Raw genomic sequence first — 18,728 nt, 5'->3', positions numbered from 1 at the left:
CGGGGGGGGGGGGGGGGGGGGGGGGGGGGGGGGGGGGGGGGTGGGGGTGGGTTGCCTCCCCCCCCCCCCCCCCCCCCCCCCCCCCCCCCCCCCGACCCCCTGTACCGATGACTTACTTCAGCCCTTGCAATGCCAACAGCAACGGATGCACGTCCGTCGCCCCCACGCGGCCGGACGGCTGGAAGGCCGGGTCACTGCACAGCAGCACCGGACCGTCCTCGGCCGCATCCGGCAGCCGTCCGTGCGAACCGCGCACCCAGCGCGGATCGGTCGGGACGACGTCCATCGCGTACCGGAGCCCGGCGAACTTCTTCGCCAGATTGAGCCCGGCCCGCGCCTTGGCGAACTTGTCCTCCGGATCGAAGAACAGCTCGGCGGGGTCGTAACCCGGCTTGCGGTGGATCTCGACGCCACGCGCGAAGTCGGGCTTCCGCTCGTCGTCGAGCCAGTAGTAGTAGGTGAACCACGAATCCGGCTCGGCGACCGCGACGAGTTCGCCGGCACGCTCGTGGTCCAACCCATAGCGAGCTTGCGCCTCGCGGTCGAGCACCTCGTCGACGCCGGTCAGCAGGCCGACGATAGAGCGAACCCGCTCGACATCTGCGGAATCGCGGACGTAGACGTGCGCGACCTGGTGGTCGGCGACGGCGAACGCGCGCGACGCCCACGGGTCGAGGTACTCCATGCCCGCCTGGGTGTAGACCTCCAGCAGGCCCTCGCGGCGCAGCGCCCGGTTGATGTCGACCGGCCTGCTGACGTTCGTGATCCCGTACTCGCTGAGCGCGACCACGGTCGCCCCGGCGTTGCGGGCGTCGTCGAGCAGCGGCGCGAGCGCGTTGTCCAGTTCCCGCGCCGCCAACGCGGCCTGCGGCGCGTCGGGTCCGTAGCGTTGCAGGTCGTAGTCCAGATGCGGGACGTAGGTCAGCAGTAGATCGGGACGCTTTTCACGCAGAATCTGCCGGGACGCGCCGATCACCCACTTGCTCGACTTGATCGACGCCGTCGGGCCCCAGTACTGGAACAGCGGGAACTCTCCCAGCGCACCGGTCAGCTGGTCGTGCAGCTCGGGCGGCCGCACGTAGGCGTCCGGCGACTTGCGGCCGTCGGCGTGGTAGATCGGCCGCGGGGTCACCGTGACGTCGGTGCTCATTCCCATCGCGTACCACCAGCACACGTTCGCCGACGTGTAGCCGGGATGCGCCGCCCGCGCGGTCTCCCACAGTTTTTCGCCGCCGACGAGCCGGTTGTGCTGGCGCCACAGGAAGATCTCACCCAGCTCGCGGAAGTACCAGCCATTGCCGACGATCCCGTGTCGGGCGGGCATGAGCCCGGTGAGGAACGTCGACTGCGCGCTGCAGGTGACGGCGGGCAGCACCGTGCCCAGTTCGGCCTGCCAGCCGTCGCGGGCGACGGCGGACAGATTCGGCATGTCCCGCAACGCCTTCGGGGTCAGCCCGACGACGTCGATGACGACCAGCGGCTTCACGCGGAAACCCCTTCCTCGACGAGGTTCCGTTCCGCCCATTCGAGTTCCGCGGCGATGCCGCCGACGAGGTCGCCCGCGTCCGGGAGCACGCTCCAGGTGTAGGTCTCGACCTCGACATGCCGTCCGCCGGTCAACCCGGCGGCGACGGTGCGCAGGACGTCCGTGGTGGTGGACAGCGGCGCGGCCGGGGCCTGATGCAGCGGCATGTGGAAGTGCACGCGCCACGGCCGGTCACCCGGCAGGTCGGTCCACGCGTCGGGCAGGTCGTCGGCCTTGCGCACGACACCGTCTGCGCCGAGCTCCCGGACCTGGTGCAGGTAACGGGGTTCGGTGAACGCCGCCAGCGCTTCCTTAGCCTCGGCGGGATCTTCGACGTGCAGTGCCGCGGAGGCCTGCACCTTGACGATGTCCACATCGGACTTCGCGATCGCGGCCAGTGTCTCCGCCGGGTCGGCGAACGAGACCGCGAGGTGACAGGTGTCCAGGCACAGCCCGACGTACTTCGGGTCGACGCGGCCGGAAAGCCAGCTCAGCGCGTCGGCCACGGTGTCGAGCACACAGCCGGGCTCGGGTTCCACGGCCAGCTTGATCGGCCGGTCACCGATCGCCCCGGCGACCTCGGCGAAGGCCTCGGCCGCACGGCGGTCGTCGTGCTCGGACCACGGCTCGCGCCACGCGAGCGGCAACGTGGAGATGCTGCCGTACGTGGCGTCCTCGGCGAGCAGCTCGGACAGCACGTTCACACAGTCGATCGTGTACGCGACCCGGTCGGGATTCGTCCACTCAGGACGGTAGACCGCGTGCTTGACGACGTCGTCGTGGAAACCGCCGTACGGGAACGCGTTCAGCGTGTACACCGAAAGGCCGCGGGCCTCGAGTTCGGCGCGGAAACGCTTGCGCGCCCCGGCGTCCTCGGCGAGCCCGCGCGCGACCGGCGCGGAGAGCCACAGTCCGACGCCGAGCCGATCGGCGCCCAGCCGCTCACGCACCGGGAGCGCGTACCGCTCCAGCTGCGCGACGATGCCGTCGACGTCTTCGGCGGGGTGGACGTTCGTACAGTAGGAGATCATTTGCGGGCACCTCGCAGGACCGAGTTGCCCTCGAACGTCACGGCCTCGCCGGTGAAACCGGGCAGCGGGTCGAGGGTGAGCCTGCCGCTCAAGCCGTAGAAGTCGACCGGGTTCTGCCACAGCACCTTGTCGACGTCGGCCTCGGTGAACCCGCCGTCGAGCATCGCCTGCCCGGTCTTGGCGGTCTTCAGCGGATCGGACCGGCCCCAATCGGCGGCCGAGTTGACGATCATCTGGTCCAGTCCGTACCGGCGCAGGATCTCGACCATCCGGTGCTCGTCCATCTTGGTGTCCGGGTAGATGGAGAAGCCCATCCACGCACCGGAATCCTTGACCAGCTCGACGGTGACCTCGTTGAGGTGGTCGACGACCACGCGCTCCGGCGCGACACCGGCCTCACGGACGACGTCGAGGGTGCGCTTGGTGCCTTCCAGCTTGTCGCGGTGCGGGGTGTGCACCAGCACCGGGAGGTCATGCTCCAGTGCCATCGCGAGCTGCTGCGAGAAGACCTCGTCCTCTTCCTTGGTCATCGAGTCGTAGCCGACCTCGCCGACCGCGACCACGCCGTCCTTGGCCAGGTACCTCGGGAGCACGTCGAGCACCTCGCGGCAGCGGGGGTCGTTGGCCTCTTTGGGGTTCAGCGCGATCGTGCAGTGGTGCCGGATGCCGAACTGGGCGGCACGGAACCGTTCCCAGCCGATGAGCGCGTCGAAGTAGTCGGTGTACGAGCCGACGCCGGTGCGTGGCTGCCCCAGCCAGAACGCCGGCTCGACCAGCGCGCGGACACCCGCCGCGTACATCGCTTCGTAGTCGTCGGTGGTCCGGGAGGACATGTGGATGTGGGGATCGAAGATACGCACTGGCTCAGTTCTCCTTGAGAAGTTCGAGGGCGTCGGCGGGTACGTCACGTCCGGCCGCCCTGCGTTCGTCGGCGAAGTCGGCGAGCATGCGCCTCAGCTCGGCGTCCGCGCGGGATTCGAGATCCGCGACGGCGACCAGCGGCACGCCGACGAAGACGCATTTGAGGACGCCGTGGCGCCAGGTGTGGTCGTCCAGGAACCGGGCGAAGGCACCCATCGCGGCGGCGACCAACCTGATGTCGTTGGCGCGCAAGGCGTCCTCGACCAGCTTGATCCCGGCATCGGTCACTTCGGGGCCCGGGGACTCCAGCGAGCCGAGCGCCCGCAGGACCCCGCGCCGCTCGGCGTCGTCGCCGTAGCGGTAGAGATCGCGTAGTTCCGCGGCCAGCGCGGCGTCGCCGAGGACGTCCGAGAGCACCGTCACGAGCCGGACCCGTGCCTGATCGTCGACGGTGCCGTGGATCAGCCCCCGCGGATCGGTGTCCGGACGCAGCGCCGCACGGCCGACTTCACGGCCGACCGCCGGGAAGATCGAGCCGATCACCGACGGCTTCTCCCGGATCCGGCGTTCCGCCTTGGCCGACCACGTCTGCGGCATCGCCTCGGTGAGGGCTTCGAATGCCCTGCGCGCGGTGTCCGGCGCGGCGTGGCTGTGCCGGGGCAGTTCGACCGCGGCCAGCCCGGTGTAGCCGATCTCCGCCAGCGCGGCGAGCGTCCCTGGGAGATCGAGGTGCCCGTCGCCGAACTCCAGATGCTCGTGGACCCGCGGCAGCATGTCGTCCAGCTGCACGTTCCACAGCAGCGGACCGGCGAGGCGGACGCACTCGGCCGCGTTGACCGGCTCGACGGCGACACAGTGCCCGACGTCGAGCGTGACGCCGAACAGTTCCGGCTCACCGAGTTCCTCGCGCAGGTCCAGGACCTGGCTCAGCTGCTGCACGAGATGTCCGGGCTCGGGTTCCATCGCCAGCCGAACCTTCAGCCGTGCGGCGTGCTCCAGGACCGCCGCGACACCGTCACGCAACCGGGACCAGGCGATTTCCGTGTCCATAGTGGACACGCCGGACCAGAACGAGACACAGTCCGCCCCGAGGTCCCCGGCGATCCGCATAGCCCGTTCCAGGAAGTCGATCCGGAGCGCGGGATCGTCCGACAGCAGCGTCGGCGAGTGCTTGCGCCACGGGTCGAGCAGGTACCGCGCGCCGGTTTCGACGACGACCCGGTTCAGGCCGAGCGCCGAAAGCCGCGAGGCCACGCCGTCGACCTGCCGCGCCAGATCGACGGCGAACGGGTCGAGGTGGTCGTGGTCCAGCGTCAGCGCCACCCCGGTGTACCCGAGGTCGGCGATGATCGCGAGGGCGTCGTCGAGCCGGTGGTTGGAGAAGCCGTTGGTGCCGTATCCCAAGGAGAAGGCGGTCATGTGGGGCTCACCTTCCGCGACAGCTTGCGGGCGATCGGCAGGGCGGCCGCGACCAGCACGGCCCCCAGTACCGAGCCCTTGGCCGTGATCGCCGCCTGCAACGGGACCATGCCGTGGATGCCGGACTTCGTCGCCGAGCGCACGGATTTCGCCGACGGGTCACGGACGGCGTCCGCCTGTGCCCGGCCGACCAGTCCCGCGTAGCCCGAACCGGCCGCCATCGAGGCCGCGCGGTGCCAGCCGCCCCGGGCCGGTCCGGTCAATGCCAACGTTGTCGCCGCACAGCTGGTGGCCAGTGCGGCTCGAGCCGTCCCTGGTTTCGCGCCGTGGACTTCCCCGGTGGACAACGCCGTGACACCGAGTGTGTGGACGCCGACGGCCGCCGCGGCGGTAAGAGCACGGCGAGTCTCGAATCCCGCGCCCAACAGGACGTCGAGCGTGCGGCAGGCCGCCATCGCCACCGGTCCGGCCGGGGTCGGCTTGAGCACGGTGTCATAGGCCCACACCGCGCCCGCGAGCGGGACCGCGACCCGCATCGCCCGGCGGCCGCCGCCGAGCGCTGCCAGGCCAAGTCCGGCAGCGGTCAGCGCGGCCCCGGTGGTGAGCGCCGCGTCGGCACTCACCCGCCCGGACGGGATCGGCCGCTCGGGACGCTCCACGGCGTCGAGCTTCCGGTCCGCCCAGTCGTTGAGGGCCATTCCGGCCCAGTAGAAGGCGACCGAGGACAACGGCAGCAGCAACCGTCGCCCGGTCATCTTGAGCCCCGCCGCGGTGGATCCGGCGACCGTGTCGCCGAGCACCGTCAGCGCGGCGGGCGCCCGCACGAGTTCCACATAAGCCTTCACAGCGCGGCCGCCCAGGTGATCAGGCGAGCGGTCTGCTCGGCGAACCGGTGCTCGTCGCTGCCCAGCGGATCCTTGAAGAAGAAGCCGAGTTCGGTCAGCGCGCCGCTCTGGCCGGCGGCGTGCGCCGCGGTCGCCAACCTCGCCAGGTCGAGGATCAGCGGCGCCGCGAGCGCGGAGTCGTACCCGGTCCACGTGAACTGCAAGCTCATGCGCGCGCCGAGGAAACCCTCGAACGACACGTGGTCCCACGCGGTCTTGATCTCACCGAGGTCGGGCACGTTGTCGATGTGCAGCGGCGCGGTGACGTCCTCGCCGAGCAGTGCCGCGAGCCCGCGCGCCTTGGACTCCAGCTTGCTGTTCGCGGTCACCGGGTCGGCCAGGGTCTCGCCGTCGCCGCCGCCCAGCAGGTTGGTGCCCGCCCAGGAGCGGACCTTCAACGCCCGCGCGCTGAACATCGGCGCGAGGACCGTGCGCAGCAGCGTCTCACCGGTCTTGCCGTCGCAACCCGCGTACGGCAGGCCTTCCCGCGCGGCGAGCTCCCGCAGCGCGGGCAGGGTGATCCCGGCGGACGGTGTGAACTCGACGTACGGGCTTCCCGCCTTCAGTGCCGCGTAGGCCGACAGGGAACTCGAAGGGAGCACTGCCCGCGTCGGATCCGCCAAGGCCTCTTCGAGCGCGCCGAGGTCGTCGTGTTCTGGCAGGTGGGGACAGGGTGCCTCGGTGGAGGACACGTTGACCACGACGACCCGCGCGAGGTCGTTTCGGTCGGCGAAAGCTCGGATGTCCGCCGTGAGCCGGGCGGCCGCGTCGGCCTGGGCACCGGTATGCGTCGCCGGGTGGTAGCCGTCGCGGATCTCGGCGTCCACCTCGGCCAGCCCGGACCGGACCGCGGAGAAGACCGCGTGCCCGAACACGCCGGCGTGCGCCAGCTGCTCGGCCCGCTTCTCCAACGGCGTATGCGCGATGTCGTGCCCGCCGAGGACCAGATCGTCCCAGCCCGGCAACGGAACCCCGGCGAACGCGGGCAGTTCGGTGACGCAGCCGCCACCGCCCGTCACCCCCGCGCGGAGGGCGAGGAGCCCTACCGCGGCAGTGGTGGCCACAGACCCCCTCGCCCCGATCAACCAGATGCCCGTACGCTCGTGAGCAGGCATTTCTCCACCTTTCCCAAAACCCGAAAACGCCAACTGTGTTCACCATCGGATGGTCGGACGTTTCCGGATCGAACCAAGTCGCAGTGATAGCCGTCATGCGACTTTCGGCTGAATCTCTCCCTCAGTTACTCCCCTTCGTGGTGACGCCGGGCACAGCCGTCCATCGCGCCTCTTCGGCGGCGCTGCGCTCGACCGCCGTCAAGACCTGCTGAACCCTCAACCCGTCCTCGAAGGACGGTTCGGGATCCGTGCCGTCGCCGATCGCGGTGAGCAGGTCGGCGACCTCGTTGGTGAAGGTGTGCTCGTAGCCGAGGAGATGCCCCGGCGGCCACCACACCCCGACGTACGGGTGCTCGGGTTCGGTGACCAGGATCCGGCGGAACCCCGCCTCGGTGGCGGGTTGGCCGCCGTCGAAGAAGGACAGTTCGTTCATCGACTCGAAGTCGAACGCGAGGCTCGCCTTCGACCCGTTGACCTCCAGCCGCATCGCGTTCTTGCGGCCCAGCGCGAACCGGGTCGCCTCGAAACTCGCCACCGCGCCGCCGGTGAACCGGCCGAGGAACAACGCGGTGTCGTCGACCGTGACCTGCCCCGTGCCGCCGTCGCCGTCCGGCCGCTCCTTGACGAAGGTGTTGGTCAGCGCGGAGACCCCGGTGATCGTTTCGCCGGTGACGAACTGGGCGGCGTCGACGATGTGCGCGCCGAGGTCGCCAAGGGCGCCAGAGCCCGCCTTGTCCTTGTGCAGCCGCCAGGTCATCGGCGCCCGTGCGTCGGACAGCCAGTCCTGCAGGTACACCGACCGCACGTGGCGGATCTCGCCGAGCGCCCCGCTCGCGACCAGTTTCCTGGCGTGCGCGAGCGCGGGTACGCGGCGGTAGTTGAAGGCCACCATCGACCGGACGCCGCCGGCCCGTGCCTTCGCCGCCGCCTCGGCCATCGCTTCGGCCTCGGCGAGGGTGTTGGCCAGCGGCTTCTCGCACAGCACGTGCTTTCCCGCCTCGAGCGCGGCGATCGCGATCTCGGCGTGGCTGTCGCCGGGCGTGCAGATGTCGACCAGGTCGACGTCGTCACGGGCGATCAGCGCGCGCCAGTCCGTCTCGACGTCCTCCCAGCCGAACCGTTCCGCCGCGGCCTTCGTCCGCACCTCGTCGCGGCCGCCGAGCACGGCGAGTCTCGGGATCAGCGGTGGCTCGAAGAACCGGTGCACACTGCGCCACGCGTGCGAATGCACCGCACCCATGAACGCGTGGCCCACCATGCCGATCCCGATCGTTTCCTTTGCCGTGCTCATGCCCCTCCTAGATCGTGTCTTTCAAGCGCGCGTCGGGTACGCGGGTTTACGAGTCGAAGCCGACGTCCATGTACTTGTCGACGTTCTCCTTGGTGACCACCGCGGAGTACGTGGTGATCTCGGCGGGGATCTCGTGCTCGGCGAAGTCGCCGGCCCCCTTGGACTGGCCGAGAAGCCGCGCGAGGGAGATCGCCGAAGACGCCATCGACGGGCTGTAGAGCACCGTCGCCTTCAGCGGCTCGGCGTCGGACTTGATCAGGTTCATCGCGTTCTTCGAACCCGCGCCGCCGACCATCAGGAAGTCCTTGCGGTTGGCGTTGTTGATCGCCGCGATGACGCCGACCCCCTGGTCGTCGTCGTGGTTCCACAGAGCGTCCAATTTGGCCGCGGACTGCAACAGGTTCGAGGTCTGCTGCTCGCCCGACTCCGGGGTGAACTGCGCCGAGACGCGCGGGCCCACCTGGAAACCCTGACGCGCCAAGGCGTCCTTGAAACCCTTGCTGCGTTCCTGGGTCAGCGGCAGCGAGTCGATGCCCGCGACCTCGCCGATGACGGGGCCGGCGATGTTCTTCGCCTTCATCTGCTGGGCGATGTAGTTCCCGGCGTTGACACCCATGCGGTAGTTGTCGCCACCGATCCAGGTGCGGTACGCGAGCGGGGTGTCGAAGACGCGGTCCAGGTTGATCACCTGGATACCCGCGTCCATCGCCTGCTGGCCGACCGCGGTGAGCGCCTTGCCGTCGAACGGCAGGATCACCAGCACGTTGACCTTGGCGTTGATCAGGGTCTCCACCTGGGAGATCTGCTGGTTGACGTCGTTGGTGCCCTCGGTCGCGTTGAGCGTGACCTCACTGAACTTCTGCGCCTGCGCGCGGGCGTTCTTGGTGATGGCCGCCATCCAGCCGTGGTCCGCGGCCGGTGCCGAGAACCCGATGGTGACCGGGGTGCCGGGCTGCGAGTTCGCCCCGGCGTTGGCCACGTTGGCCGCGTTGTTCTGCGCCGGTGCCTCGTTCGAGGTGCACGCGGTCAGCAGCGCACCCGCTCCGACGGCCGCGCCTCCCAGCAGGAAACGGCGGCGATGCAGGGATTGTTCGGTCATGACGACTCTCCATCCACGGTGATCAAGTACTCGTCTTGGACTTCTTGACGGAGCGGAACTGCAGCAGCGCGGCCAGGACGATGATCACGCCCTTGGCGATGTTCTGGATGTCGGTGTCCAGGTTGTTGAGCGTGAAGATGTTGGAAAGCACGGTGAAGATCAGCACGCCGATCAGGGTGCCGATGAGCGAGCCGCGGCCACCGGTGAGCAACGTGCCGCCGATGACGACCGCCGCGATGGCGTCGAGTTCGTAGAGCATGCCGTTGGTCGAGGCACCCGCGGTGGTGCGGGCGACGACCATCAGCGCGGCGATGCCGCAGCACAGGCCGGCGACACCGTAGACGAGGGCGGTGTGCCGTTTGACGTCGATGCCCGCCAGCCGCGAAGCCTCGGCGTTGCCGCCGACGGCGAAGGTGCGGCGGCCGAAGGTGGTGCGGTTCAGCAGCACCCAGCCGATCACGAACACCAGCGCGAACATCCAGATCAGCACCGGGATGCCGAGCAGGTCACCGCGGAAGAAGTTCAGGAAACCCCCCTCCGCCACCACCTGCGTGCGGCGGCCGCTGATGCGTTCCGCGAGCCCGCGGGCCGAGACGTACATCGCCAGTGTCGCGATGAACGGCACGATCTTCCCGTAGGAGACCAATATCCCGTTGATCAGTCCGCAGCCGAGACCGACCAGGAGTCCACAAAGGATCATCACGAACGGACCGTAGGACTGGGTGGCCAACGTGGTCAGCCAGACACTGGACAACGCCACGATCGACCCGACCGAGAGGTCGATGCCGCCGGCGATGATCACGAAGGTCATCCCGACGCTGACCACGCCGATGGCCGCGGCCAGCCGGAGGATCGTCGAAACGTTGCCTTCGGTGAGAAACTGGTCGGGCCTCGTGACCTGGCCGACGACGCACAGGACGACGAGGACCCCGGCCAGCCCGAGCAGCCGGGTGTCGAGCGAGAAGTTTCTTTCTTTAGTGGGCCCGAGCTCCTTGGTCGGTACAGGTTCCTTCCCTACGGGTCCCGTACGCACCGATTCGGCTTGGTCGGTCACGCCGCACTCCCCTCGAGAATCACGTCGAGCACATCCGCCTCTGTCAGCTCCGCAGACGGCTTTTCAGCCAGGACACGTCCTTCACGCAGCACCAGCACCCGGTCGGACAGTCCGAGTACTTCGGGGATCTCGCTGCTGACCAGCACGATCGCGACCCCGGTCGCGGCCAGCTCCTCGATCAGCCGGTACAGCTCCGCCCGCGCGCCGACGTCGACCCCGCGTGTCGGCTCGTCCAGCAGCAGGACCCGGCAGCCGCGGACCAGCCAGCGCGCGAGCACCGCCTTCTGCTGGTTGCCGCCGGACAACGTGCGGATGATGCGGTGCGGGTCGGCGGGCCGGAGATCGAGGCGCCGCAGGCTTTCCCCGGCGTCGTCGAGTTCCTTGCCCCGCTCGGTGAAACCGAACGTCGCGTACTTGCTCAGGCTCGCCAGGGTCACGTTGTGCACGACGGGCAGGTCCAGCAGCAGCCCCTGGCTCTTGCGTTCCTCCGGCGCCAGGCCGATCCCGGCCTTGACCGCCGCGGACACGCTGCCCGGCCGGACCGGTTCGCCGTCGACCGACACCGAACCGGCGTCCTGTTTTCGCGCGCCGAAGATCGTCTCCAGCAGCTCGCTGCGTCCCGAGCCGACGAGGCCCGCGATGCCGACGACCTCACCGGCGTGCACGGTGAAGTTCACGTTCTCGAACTCGCCGACGGTGGTCAGGTTCTCCACCTTGAGGACCTCGTTGTCCGGGTCCACGTGCTCCTGGTGGCGCGGGCCGAACACGGTTTCGACCTTGCGGCCCGCCATCAGCGCGACGAGGTCGGCGGTCGGGGTCTCCTTGGCGTCGAGGCCGGTGGCGACGGTCTTGCCGTCCTTGAGCACGGTGACGCGGTGCCCGATCCGGCGCAGTTCTTCGAGCCGGTGGGAGATGTAGATGATCGCGACGCCCTCGGCGGTCAGTTCGCCGACGATGCGGAACAGGTTGTCGACCTCTTCCCCCGCCAGCGCCGCGGTGGGCTCGTCCATCACCAGCAGCTTCGCGTCGTACGCGAGTGCCCGCGCCATCGAGACCAGTTGCTGGCCGGCCGCGGAGAGCTTGCCGACCTCGGTCGACGGGGTGATCTCCGGATGCCCGAGCCGCGCCATCAGTTTCGCGGCCATGGCGCGGGATTCGCCGATCCGCGTGAAACCGAAGCTGGCTCGCTCGCGGCCGAGGAAGATGTTGTCCGCCACGGAAAGCCCGGGCACCAGGTCGAGTTCCTGGTACATGGTCGCGATGCCGATCTTCAGCGCGGCGACCGGCGAGGGCAGCGTGACCGGCTCGCCCTGCCAGAAGATCTCACCGCCGTCGGGGCGGTGGGCCCCGGCGAGCGTTTTGATCAGGGTGGACTTGCCCGCGCCGTTCTGGCCGAGCAGACAGTGCACCTCGCCGGGTTCGACGTCGAAATCGACGCCGTCGAGTGCACGCACCCCCGGGAAGGTCTTCACGATCCCCCGGACCGATAGCAGGGTCATGCCGGCGCCTCCTGGGTAACGAATGGCACGAGTGTCGGATCGGCGAAAAGCCGTTCGGTGGCAAGATGCGCGGCCCCGCGCAGAGGAGCGGTGGTGCCCAGCGGCGACGGCTCGACCCGGCAGGCGGGCTCGTGCCCGAGCGGTCGCGCGGACAGTTCGCGGCGCACCGGCTCGACCAGCCATTCGCCCAGTTCGGCGAAGTAACCGCCGAGCACCACGACGTCCGGGTCGAGCACATCGACCACAGTGGACACCGCGACGCCGAGCGCGACCCCGAGTTCCGAGACCGCCGCGACGGCGCGCTGGTCGCCCCGCCGCACGCGGTGCTTGAGCAGCCCGACCCGGCCGTCGACGCCCAGGGCGGGATCGTGCAGCGGATCGCCGGGCGAGGCGGCGACGCGCAGGACGGCGTTGAGCCCGGCTTTGGTCTCCAGGCAGCCGACCCGGCCGCACTGGCACTGTTCGCCGGACGGGTCGACGGTGATGTGCCCGACCTCGCCCGCGAAACCCCTGGCACCGCGCAGGAGTGCGCCGCCGGACACGAGCCCGCCACCGACGCCTGTCCCACCGCTGAGGTAGAAGAGCTCCCGCACGCCTCGGCCGATTCCGGCGACGGCCTCGCCGACCGCGCCGAGGTTGGCCTCGTTGTCGACCGCGATGGCGTCGGCGGACAGGTCGAGCCGGGCGGCGAGGAGGTCGGCTATTTCGGCGTCGCGCCAGCGCAGGGTCGGCGCGAACCGCAGCACGGCGGCGGCCGAATCGACCAGCCCGGGCACCGAGACGGTGACCCCGACCGGCTGGTCGTCGAGCAGCACCCGCCGGGCGAGGAAAGCGAGTTCGTCCATGCTCCGGTGCAACCCGAGCGCGGCGACGTCGGCGGTCTCGGTGCGCTCGGCGACCACACGCCCGTCGAGGTTCGTGACGACGGCGGCGAACCGGTCGGCCTCGACACTGAGCGCGAGCCCGCAGGCGCAGGCGCCGTTCAGCTCGACCAGTCGGCTGGGCCTGCCGTTGCCGCCACCCTGGAGTCCGGCGGATCGGACGAGGCGACGTTCGGACAGCTCGGTGACCAACCCGGAGACGGCCGCCTTGGTGAGCCCGCAGCGCGCCGCCAGCTGGGTACGCGACAGCGGCCCGGCACGCAACGCCCGCAGGAGCGCGGCGAGGTTCGCCGTGCGTGGGCTGACCGGGTCGAGCTGCCCGGAATCGGTCGCGGCCACACTGCCCTCACTTACGAATCGGCCGTAACAAACTTTGTTACTTAGCCAGCGAAAGTAGGGTGGCTTCTGTCACTCGTCAAGGTGACAACAAGACAGAAATGCGGGTCGTCACCCAAATAGCCGTCCCGTTCGGTGCAGACTTTTGTACTTTTTAAGCGAAAGTCTGCACGATCTTGACGTTACTAATCGGAATCAGGTGAGTGCCCAACGTGCCGCCGGGGCGGTCACTCAGCGCTCCCTCGCGCCCGCCCCGCCACCCCTCAACGCGCGCTATGAACGGTCCGTTCCTTGCAAATTTTGCAAGGAACGGACCGTTCATAGCGCGCACAAGGGAGGGGCCTCAGCTACTCAGCGTGAAGGCCCGATCCGTAGCGGACCAGGCGGCCCCGATGACGCCCGCGGTGTCGCCCAGCTCGGACAGCACGATCGGCAGGTTCCCGGTCGCCAGCGGCAGCGACCGCCGGTAGACCGAGCTGCGGATCTCGGCGAGCAGCTGATGCCCGAGCTGCGCCACGCCACCGCCGATCACGACCATGCCCGGGTTCACGAAACTGACCAGCGAGGCGACCACCTGCCCGAGCCGCCGTCCGCCGTCGCGGATCAGGTTGACCGCGCCGAAGTCACCCGACGCCGCCGCGCGGCCGACGTCCGCGGCGGTGATCACGCCGCGGTCCGCGACGACGCCGGCGAGGTACGCCGACCGGCCGCTGCGCGCGAGCGTCAGCCCGTCGCGGGCCAGCGCGGCGCCGCCGAAGTACGCCTCGAGGCAGCCTGTCTCACCGCAGGCGCAGGTCGGCCCGTAGTCGTCGAGCCGGATGTGCCCGATGTCGCCCGCGGTGCCGGCGACGCCGCGGTAGACCTTGCCGCCCAGCACGATCCCGCAGCCGATGCCGGTACCGATCTTGACGAACACCAGGTCGTCGATGGAGCGGGCGACACCGGCGTGCCGTTCCCCGAGCGCCATCGAGTTCACGTCGTTGTCGACGGTGACCGGGCAGCCCAGCAACCCGCCGAGATGGTCGCGTACGGAGAACCGGTCCCAGCCGGGCATTATCGGCGGCGCGACCGCCATGCCCTCGGCGAAACTCACCGGCCCCGGGAGACCGATTCCGGCGGCGATCAGCTTGCCCGGCGCCTCCTCGCGGATCTTCTCCGCCAGCGCGGCGACGCGTTTGAGCACGGCATGCGGCCCCTGCCGGACGTCGCAATCTTCGACGGTATGCACCAGCACCTCGCACGAAGCGTCGGTGAGGGCGACTCCGACCGACGTCGCGCCGACGTCGACGGAAAGCACGCGCAGGTCGCCCGCCAGCCGCACCAGCGTGGACCGCCTGCCACCCCGGCTCGCCGACGGACCCGCGGTTTCGACGAGGCCGACCTCGGCGAGACGCGCGACCTCGGCACCCACCCGGGCGCGCGGCAGTTCCAGCCGCTCCCCCAGTTCGACCCGGGACATCGGCCCCTCATCCCGCAGCAGGGTCAGCAACTGGGTCTGGTGCCGGGTTTCGACCATCGGATGCTCCGTGGTGGATGCCGTGCTCATTCGGCCGAGCCTACGGCGTTGTCCACTTCGTGTCCCGAATGCCCGTGGACACTCGGCTACGCCTGAACAGCGCGCGGTAATCCCGCGGCCGGTGCCCGGTCAGCCGGGCGAAGACCGCGCTGAACGTCCCGGGATCGCGGTAGCCGACATCGGCGGCGATACCGGCGATCGTTCTCTCCGTGGTCTCCAGCAGATGCTTCGCCCGGCGCACCCGCGCCTCCTGCAGGTAGCCGAGCGGAGTCTGGCCGGTTTCGCCGCGAAACCGCCGCAGGAGGGTTCGCGCGCTGACGTGGAACGTCGCGGCGAGGACCCCGAGGTCGTACCGCTCGTGCATGTTCTGGTCCAGCCGGCGCTTGACGCCTTGAGAGAACTCCCTGCCGGTGGCGGGCAACAGATCCGCGTCGACATACGGCGCCTGGCTCGACCGCGCGTCGTCGACGAGGGCGATCCGCGCGGTCGCGCGGGCGACCCGGCCGCCGTGGTGTTCACGGATGAGTCCGAGGGCGAAGTCGTACATCGCGCTGAACGCGCCCGTCGTGGTCACCCCGCTGTCGGTGACCGCGAGTTTCTCCGGGAGGACCTCGGTGCCGGGGCAGCGTTCCGCCAGCCGGCCGGCGAAAAGCCACGAAGTCGTCGACCGCCGCCTGTCGAGCAGTCCGGCGTCGGCCAGCAGGAACGCGCCGACGCAGATCGAAACCACCGCGACCCCCGCCTCCGAGGCGGACTTGACGGCTTCGATTTCCGGGCGCAACGACCTGAGCCTCGTATCGAGGTCGAGTCCCGGCGACAGCTCGAACCCGGGTACGACCAGGACGTCGACCGGCCGCACCGGCGAAACCGCGATCACCGCACCGCCGGAGGCGACCACCCGCCGTCTCGGCGACAGGATCGAGACCTCGTACGAAGGATCCTCGGCGGCGACATGCGAGGCCATCGTGAGGAGATCGGGAACCCCGAAGACCTCCGAAGCGAAACATCCCGGGTAGGCGAGTACTCCGACGCGCGGCGGGTTCACCATGATGGCGAGATTACCCGAGCATATGGCGATCTCGCCTCTGTCCGAATCGGCAGGCGCACCTGACGATGGGGCCATGACCCTCGCGGACTTCTCGAAACGACTCGTCGAGGTCGACGGCGTCGGCAAAACCGTCCACGTCGCCGGATCCGGGGCGGCGGTGGTGCTGATGCCGGAGATGCCCGGGATCAGCCCGGACGTCGTCCGCTTCGCACGCTGGATCCGGGACGCGGGTTTCACGGTCTACCTTCCGTCACTCTTCGGTGTCGACGGCGCTTTCCCCACCACCGCCGACGGAGCGAAGGTCGCCCGCCGTGCCTGCGTCAGCGCCGAGTTCCGGGCCTTCGCCGATGGCGGCACGAGTCCCGTCGTGACCTGGCTGCGAGGACTCGCGAGGAAGGCGTTCGAGGAGTGCGGCGGGCCGGGCGTCGGCGCGATCGGACTCTGCTTCACCGGAAACTTCGCCCTCAGCATGACCCTCGAACCGGCCGTCATCGCTCCCGTCGTCAACCATCCTTCGCTGCCGCTGGACGACCCGGCCGGGCTGGAACTCGACGACGCGGACGCCGCCCGGATACGCGAGCGCGTCGGGCGCGACGGGCTGAAGGTGCTCGCCTACCGCTTCGAGAACGACCGGTGGTGCACCGGGCAACGCTTCGCCGCGTACCGGGCACTTCTCGGTGACGCGTTCGACGGCCGCGTCCTCCCGGACGAGGCGGCCAACCCCGAACCGCCGCCGTTCTTCCGTGACGTCGTGGCCTGCCCCCACAGCGTCGTCACCGCCCACCTCGTCGATCAGGAAGGCCACCCCACCGTTCGGGCCAGGGACGAGATCCTGGCCTTCCTCGCCGAACGGCTCAGCTGAGTCGGTCAGGACCAGAGGTAGCGCCGCTCGGGCCGGCCCGTCCCGCCGTACCTGAGGGTCACCTCGGCCTTCCCGGTCGCCACGAAATGCTCCAGGTACCGGCGCGCGCTCACCCGGGCGACGCCGGTCGCCTCGGCGCATTCGCTCGCGGACATCCCGCCCGGCGCGCCGCGCAGCGCGGTCTCCACCAGCCGCGCGGTTTCCGCGGTGAGTCCCTTGGGCAGCAGGGGTTTCGCGCTCGGCCGCGCGCCGAAGACCTGGTCGACGTCGGCTTGGCCCGCCTCGGCCAGCCGGTCCAGCCGCTGGTGCAGCGACGCGAAACGGGTGAGCTGATCCCGCAGGGACGCGTACTCGAACGGCTTGATCAGGTAGTGCAGGACCCCGCCCCGCATCGCCTGCCGCACGGTCTCCACGTCGGTCGCGGCGGTGATCAGGATGACGTCGACGTCCTCGGTCGCGCGCAGTTCCCGCAGCACCGAAAGCCCGTCGAGATCGGGGAGATAGACGTCCAGCAGCACCAGATCCGGTTTCAGCTCCCGCGCCAGGCGGAGCGCGTCGGCGCCGGTGTGCGCGACCCCGACGACGGCGAACCCCTCCGTACGCGTGACGTATCCACTGTGGACTTTCGCGACCATGAAATCGTCGTCGACGACGAGAACCCGGATCATCGCGGCAACCTCGCCGTGAACACCGCGCCGCCGGAGTTGTGCACCTCGACGGAACCGCCCCGCCGGACGCAAGCCTGCCGGATCAGCGCGAGCCCGAGGCCGCGCTGGCCGTGCGCGGCGGCCTTCGTGGTGAAGCCGTGTTCGAACACTTCCTCCGCGATTTCCGGGGCGACTCCCGGCCCGGAATCGCGGACCTCCACCCGCACTTCGTCCTCCTCCTGCCACACGCCGACCTCGATCCAGCCACGTTCCCCACCGAGTGCGTCCAGGGCGTTGTCGACGAAATTTCCCAGCACTGTCACCAGATCCGTGGAGAGGCCGTCCTCGACGCGGTCGAGTTCGCTGTCGGGGGCCATGCGCAGGCCGACCCCGCGTTCCGCGGCCAAAGACGCCTTCGCGATCAGCAGCGCGGCCACCGCCGGGTCGCCGACGCGCGAGCCGACTTCGGCCCGCCACTCCCCCTGCGCCGAACTGATCCGGCTGACATAGCCGCGAACCTCGTCGTATTCCCCGAGTTCCAGCAGTCCGGAGATGGTGTGCAGCCGGTTGCTGAACTCGTGCGCCTGCGCCCGCAACGTGTCGGTGGCGTGCCTGCTGGCGTCGAGTTCGTCCCGCAAGGTCATCAGATCGGTGCGGTCCCGCAAGGTGACGACGGCACCGCGCACGTCGATCGGCATCCGGTTCAGCGTCAGCACCTTCCCTTGCCGCAGCACGATCTGGTCGGCGCCGGTCGCGCGGCCGGTGAGCAGGTCGCGGATCCGCTCGTTGAGGTCGAGGTCCTCGACCGAACGGCCGACGGCGTCCTCCGGCAACGCCAGCAGTGCGCGGGCTTGATCGTTCACCAGGGTGATCCGGTGCTGCGGGTCCAAGCCGACGACCCCCTCCTTGATGCCGTGCAGGAGCGCCTCCCGGTTCTCGACCAGTGCGGTGATCTCGTGTGGTTCCAGGCCGAGCGTCTGGTTCTTCACGCGCCGTGCCAGCAGCAGCGAGCCGCTCACGCCGATCACGAGCGCGACCCCCAGCACCCGCAGCGCGTTGTCCGGCGAGTCGAGCACGCCGGCGAAGAACCCGGGCGACTTCGAACCCGCCGCGACCATGCGGACCACCTTGCCGCCCTTTTCGTCGAGCACCGGGACGTGCGCCACGATCGAACCGTCGAGTTCGCCGACCCAGGACCGTCCAGAGAGGACAGTGCTCTCCCCGATGTCGAGCAGCGTCCGCAACTGACCCGGATCCGGTGAGGCGAGCACGGAGCGGTCCGCTCCCGCGATCACCACGAAATCCACCCCGGAGAAGCTCCGCGCGGTCTCCGCGGGCGCGTTCAATTCGAAGGGGCCGTTCTCGAGGTCGCCCACGACACCCTGCGCGGCGACACTCTCCGCGACCGAAAGCGCCCGGCGTCCCTCGGTCGTGCGGAAGTTGTTCCCCGCCTGGACGACGGCCAGCACGCCCACCGCGCACAGTAGGCAGGTCACGACTACGAGTTGCCACACGAGGAGCTGGCGGGCCAAGGAACCCCGAGCACCCATCGCCACCTCCGCGTGACCAAAACGAACACAACAACCATTGGGCCCGCAAGCGGGACATCTCTGTTTACCCGAGTGCAACATGTCCAACCACGCGGCAGAGAGGCGGGGAT

Annotated in this window: 16 protein-coding genes; 1 reads left to right on the top strand and 15 read right to left on the bottom strand. The window is 69.7% G+C overall.

Features of this window, described 5'->3' with window-relative positions; genetic code table 11:
- Positions 1-112: 112 nt before the first annotated feature.
- The 13 genes from ACZ6DT_RS32975 to ACZ6DT_RS32915 all read right to left on the bottom strand — a co-directional run bounded on the left by ACZ6DT_RS32975 (position 113) and on the right by ACZ6DT_RS32915 (position 15,559).
- Positions 113-1,486, bottom strand: coding sequence for an alkaline phosphatase family protein (locus ACZ6DT_RS32975; protein ID WP_465602626.1), 1,374 nt, complete (start codon positions 1,484-1,486; stop codon positions 113-115).
- Positions 1,483-2,556, bottom strand: coding sequence for a metabolite traffic protein EboE (gene eboE, locus ACZ6DT_RS32970; protein WP_465602624.1), 1,074 nt, complete (start codon positions 2,554-2,556; stop codon positions 1,483-1,485). Before eboE ends, ACZ6DT_RS32975 begins: the two co-directional genes overlap by 4 nt.
- Positions 2,553-3,416 carry a TatD family hydrolase gene (locus ACZ6DT_RS32965; RefSeq protein ID WP_465602622.1) on the bottom strand — a complete coding sequence of 288 codons (864 nt, stop codon included), beginning with the start codon at positions 3,414-3,416 and terminating at the stop codon, positions 2,553-2,555. Before ACZ6DT_RS32965 ends, eboE begins: the two co-directional genes overlap by 4 nt.
- 4 nt (positions 3,417-3,420) lie before the next feature.
- Positions 3,421-4,836, bottom strand: coding sequence for an EboA domain-containing protein (locus tag ACZ6DT_RS32960; protein WP_465602620.1), 1,416 nt, complete (start codon positions 4,834-4,836; stop codon positions 3,421-3,423).
- A complete protein-coding gene (locus ACZ6DT_RS32955; RefSeq protein WP_465602618.1) occupies positions 4,833-5,681 on the bottom strand; it encodes an SCO3242 family prenyltransferase in 849 nt (282 codons plus the stop codon). The genes ACZ6DT_RS32960 and ACZ6DT_RS32955 overlap by 4 nt, the downstream gene beginning before the upstream one ends.
- Positions 5,678-6,835 carry an inositol-3-phosphate synthase gene (locus tag ACZ6DT_RS32950; protein WP_465602616.1) on the bottom strand — a complete coding sequence of 386 codons (1,158 nt, stop codon included), beginning with the start codon at positions 6,833-6,835 and terminating at the stop codon, positions 5,678-5,680. Before ACZ6DT_RS32950 ends, ACZ6DT_RS32955 begins: the two co-directional genes overlap by 4 nt.
- Positions 6,836-6,956: 121 nt before the next feature.
- Complete coding sequence (locus ACZ6DT_RS32945; protein WP_465602615.1) at positions 6,957-8,126, bottom strand: Gfo/Idh/MocA family protein; 1,170 nt, start codon at positions 8,124-8,126, stop codon at positions 6,957-6,959.
- A gap of 46 nt (positions 8,127-8,172) precedes the next feature.
- Positions 8,173-9,225: a substrate-binding domain-containing protein gene (locus ACZ6DT_RS32940; RefSeq protein WP_465602613.1), complete on the bottom strand. Its 1,053-nt coding sequence runs from the start codon at positions 9,223-9,225 to the stop codon at positions 8,173-8,175.
- Between the two features lie 22 nt (positions 9,226-9,247).
- Positions 9,248-10,279, bottom strand: coding sequence for an ABC transporter permease (locus tag ACZ6DT_RS32935; protein ID WP_465602611.1), 1,032 nt, complete (start codon positions 10,277-10,279; stop codon positions 9,248-9,250).
- On the bottom strand, positions 10,276-11,778 hold the full coding sequence (locus ACZ6DT_RS32930; RefSeq protein WP_465602610.1) for a sugar ABC transporter ATP-binding protein: 1,503 nt from the start codon (positions 11,776-11,778) through the stop codon (positions 10,276-10,278). Before ACZ6DT_RS32930 ends, ACZ6DT_RS32935 begins: the two co-directional genes overlap by 4 nt.
- Positions 11,775-12,998 carry an ROK family protein gene (locus tag ACZ6DT_RS32925; protein ID WP_465602608.1) on the bottom strand — a complete coding sequence of 408 codons (1,224 nt, stop codon included), beginning with the start codon at positions 12,996-12,998 and terminating at the stop codon, positions 11,775-11,777. The genes ACZ6DT_RS32930 and ACZ6DT_RS32925 overlap by 4 nt, the downstream gene beginning before the upstream one ends.
- 340 nt (positions 12,999-13,338) lie before the next feature.
- Entirely contained in the window at positions 13,339-14,541 is a 1,203-nt protein-coding gene (locus ACZ6DT_RS32920; protein WP_465602607.1) for an ROK family transcriptional regulator, read from the bottom strand.
- Positions 14,542-14,551: 10 nt separating this feature from the next.
- Positions 14,552-15,559 carry a GlxA family transcriptional regulator gene (locus tag ACZ6DT_RS32915; RefSeq protein ID WP_465602606.1) on the bottom strand — a complete coding sequence of 336 codons (1,008 nt, stop codon included), beginning with the start codon at positions 15,557-15,559 and terminating at the stop codon, positions 14,552-14,554.
- Positions 15,560-15,632: 73 nt separating this feature from the next.
- Here ACZ6DT_RS32915 and ACZ6DT_RS32910 point away from each other — a divergent pair, with 73 nt between their 5' ends.
- Positions 15,633-16,421: a dienelactone hydrolase family protein gene (locus ACZ6DT_RS32910; RefSeq protein ID WP_465602604.1), complete on the top strand. Its 789-nt coding sequence runs from the start codon at positions 15,633-15,635 to the stop codon at positions 16,419-16,421.
- 5 nt (positions 16,422-16,426) lie between these two features.
- Here ACZ6DT_RS32910 and ACZ6DT_RS32905 read toward each other — a convergent pair whose 3' ends face one another.
- The gene (locus tag ACZ6DT_RS32905; protein WP_465602603.1) at positions 16,427-17,089 is read right to left on the bottom strand and encodes a response regulator; all 663 of its coding nucleotides are present in this window, start codon (positions 17,087-17,089) and stop codon (positions 16,427-16,429) included.
- Positions 17,086-18,618: a sensor histidine kinase gene (locus ACZ6DT_RS32900; RefSeq protein ID WP_465602601.1), complete on the bottom strand. Its 1,533-nt coding sequence runs from the start codon at positions 18,616-18,618 to the stop codon at positions 17,086-17,088. The genes ACZ6DT_RS32905 and ACZ6DT_RS32900 overlap by 4 nt, the downstream gene beginning before the upstream one ends.
- Between the last annotated feature and the right edge of the window lie 110 nt (positions 18,619-18,728).

The sequence above is a fragment of the Amycolatopsis sp. NPDC041971 genome (assembly GCF_055588925.1).
Note: the sequence above shows the minus strand (reverse complement) of the source record. Positions and strands in the feature narration are given on the sequence as shown.

What these genes read in the sequence shown, in the direction of transcription:
- ACZ6DT_RS32960 (WP_465602620.1), bottom strand. Translation starts at nt 4,836, where the DNA reads ATGACCGCCTTCTCCTTGGGATACGGCACCAACGGCTTCTCCAACCAC.
- ACZ6DT_RS32915 (WP_465602606.1), bottom strand. Translation starts at nt 15,559, where the DNA reads ATGGTGAACCCGCCGCGCGTCGGAGTACTCGCCTACCCGGGATGTTTC.
- eboE (WP_465602624.1), bottom strand. Translation starts at nt 2,556, where the DNA reads ATGATCTCCTACTGTACGAACGTCCACCCCGCCGAAGACGTCGACGGC.
- ACZ6DT_RS32930 (WP_465602610.1), bottom strand. Translation starts at nt 11,778, where the DNA reads ATGACCCTGCTATCGGTCCGGGGGATCGTGAAGACCTTCCCGGGGGTG.
- ACZ6DT_RS32920 (WP_465602607.1), bottom strand. Translation starts at nt 14,541, where the DNA reads ATGAGCACGGCATCCACCACGGAGCATCCGATGGTCGAAACCCGGCAC.
- ACZ6DT_RS32945 (WP_465602615.1), bottom strand. Translation starts at nt 8,126, where the DNA reads ATGAGCACGGCAAAGGAAACGATCGGGATCGGCATGGTGGGCCACGCG.
- ACZ6DT_RS32910 (WP_465602604.1), top strand. Translation starts at nt 15,633, where the DNA reads ATGACCCTCGCGGACTTCTCGAAACGACTCGTCGAGGTCGACGGCGTC.
- ACZ6DT_RS32950 (WP_465602616.1), bottom strand. Translation starts at nt 6,835, where the DNA reads ATGCCTGCTCACGAGCGTACGGGCATCTGGTTGATCGGGGCGAGGGGG.
- ACZ6DT_RS32905 (WP_465602603.1), bottom strand. Translation starts at nt 17,089, where the DNA reads ATGATCCGGGTTCTCGTCGTCGACGACGATTTCATGGTCGCGAAAGTC.
- ACZ6DT_RS32940 (WP_465602613.1), bottom strand. Translation starts at nt 9,225, where the DNA reads ATGACCGAACAATCCCTGCATCGCCGCCGTTTCCTGCTGGGAGGCGCG.
- ACZ6DT_RS32900 (WP_465602601.1), bottom strand. Translation starts at nt 18,618, where the DNA reads ATGGGTGCTCGGGGTTCCTTGGCCCGCCAGCTCCTCGTGTGGCAACTC.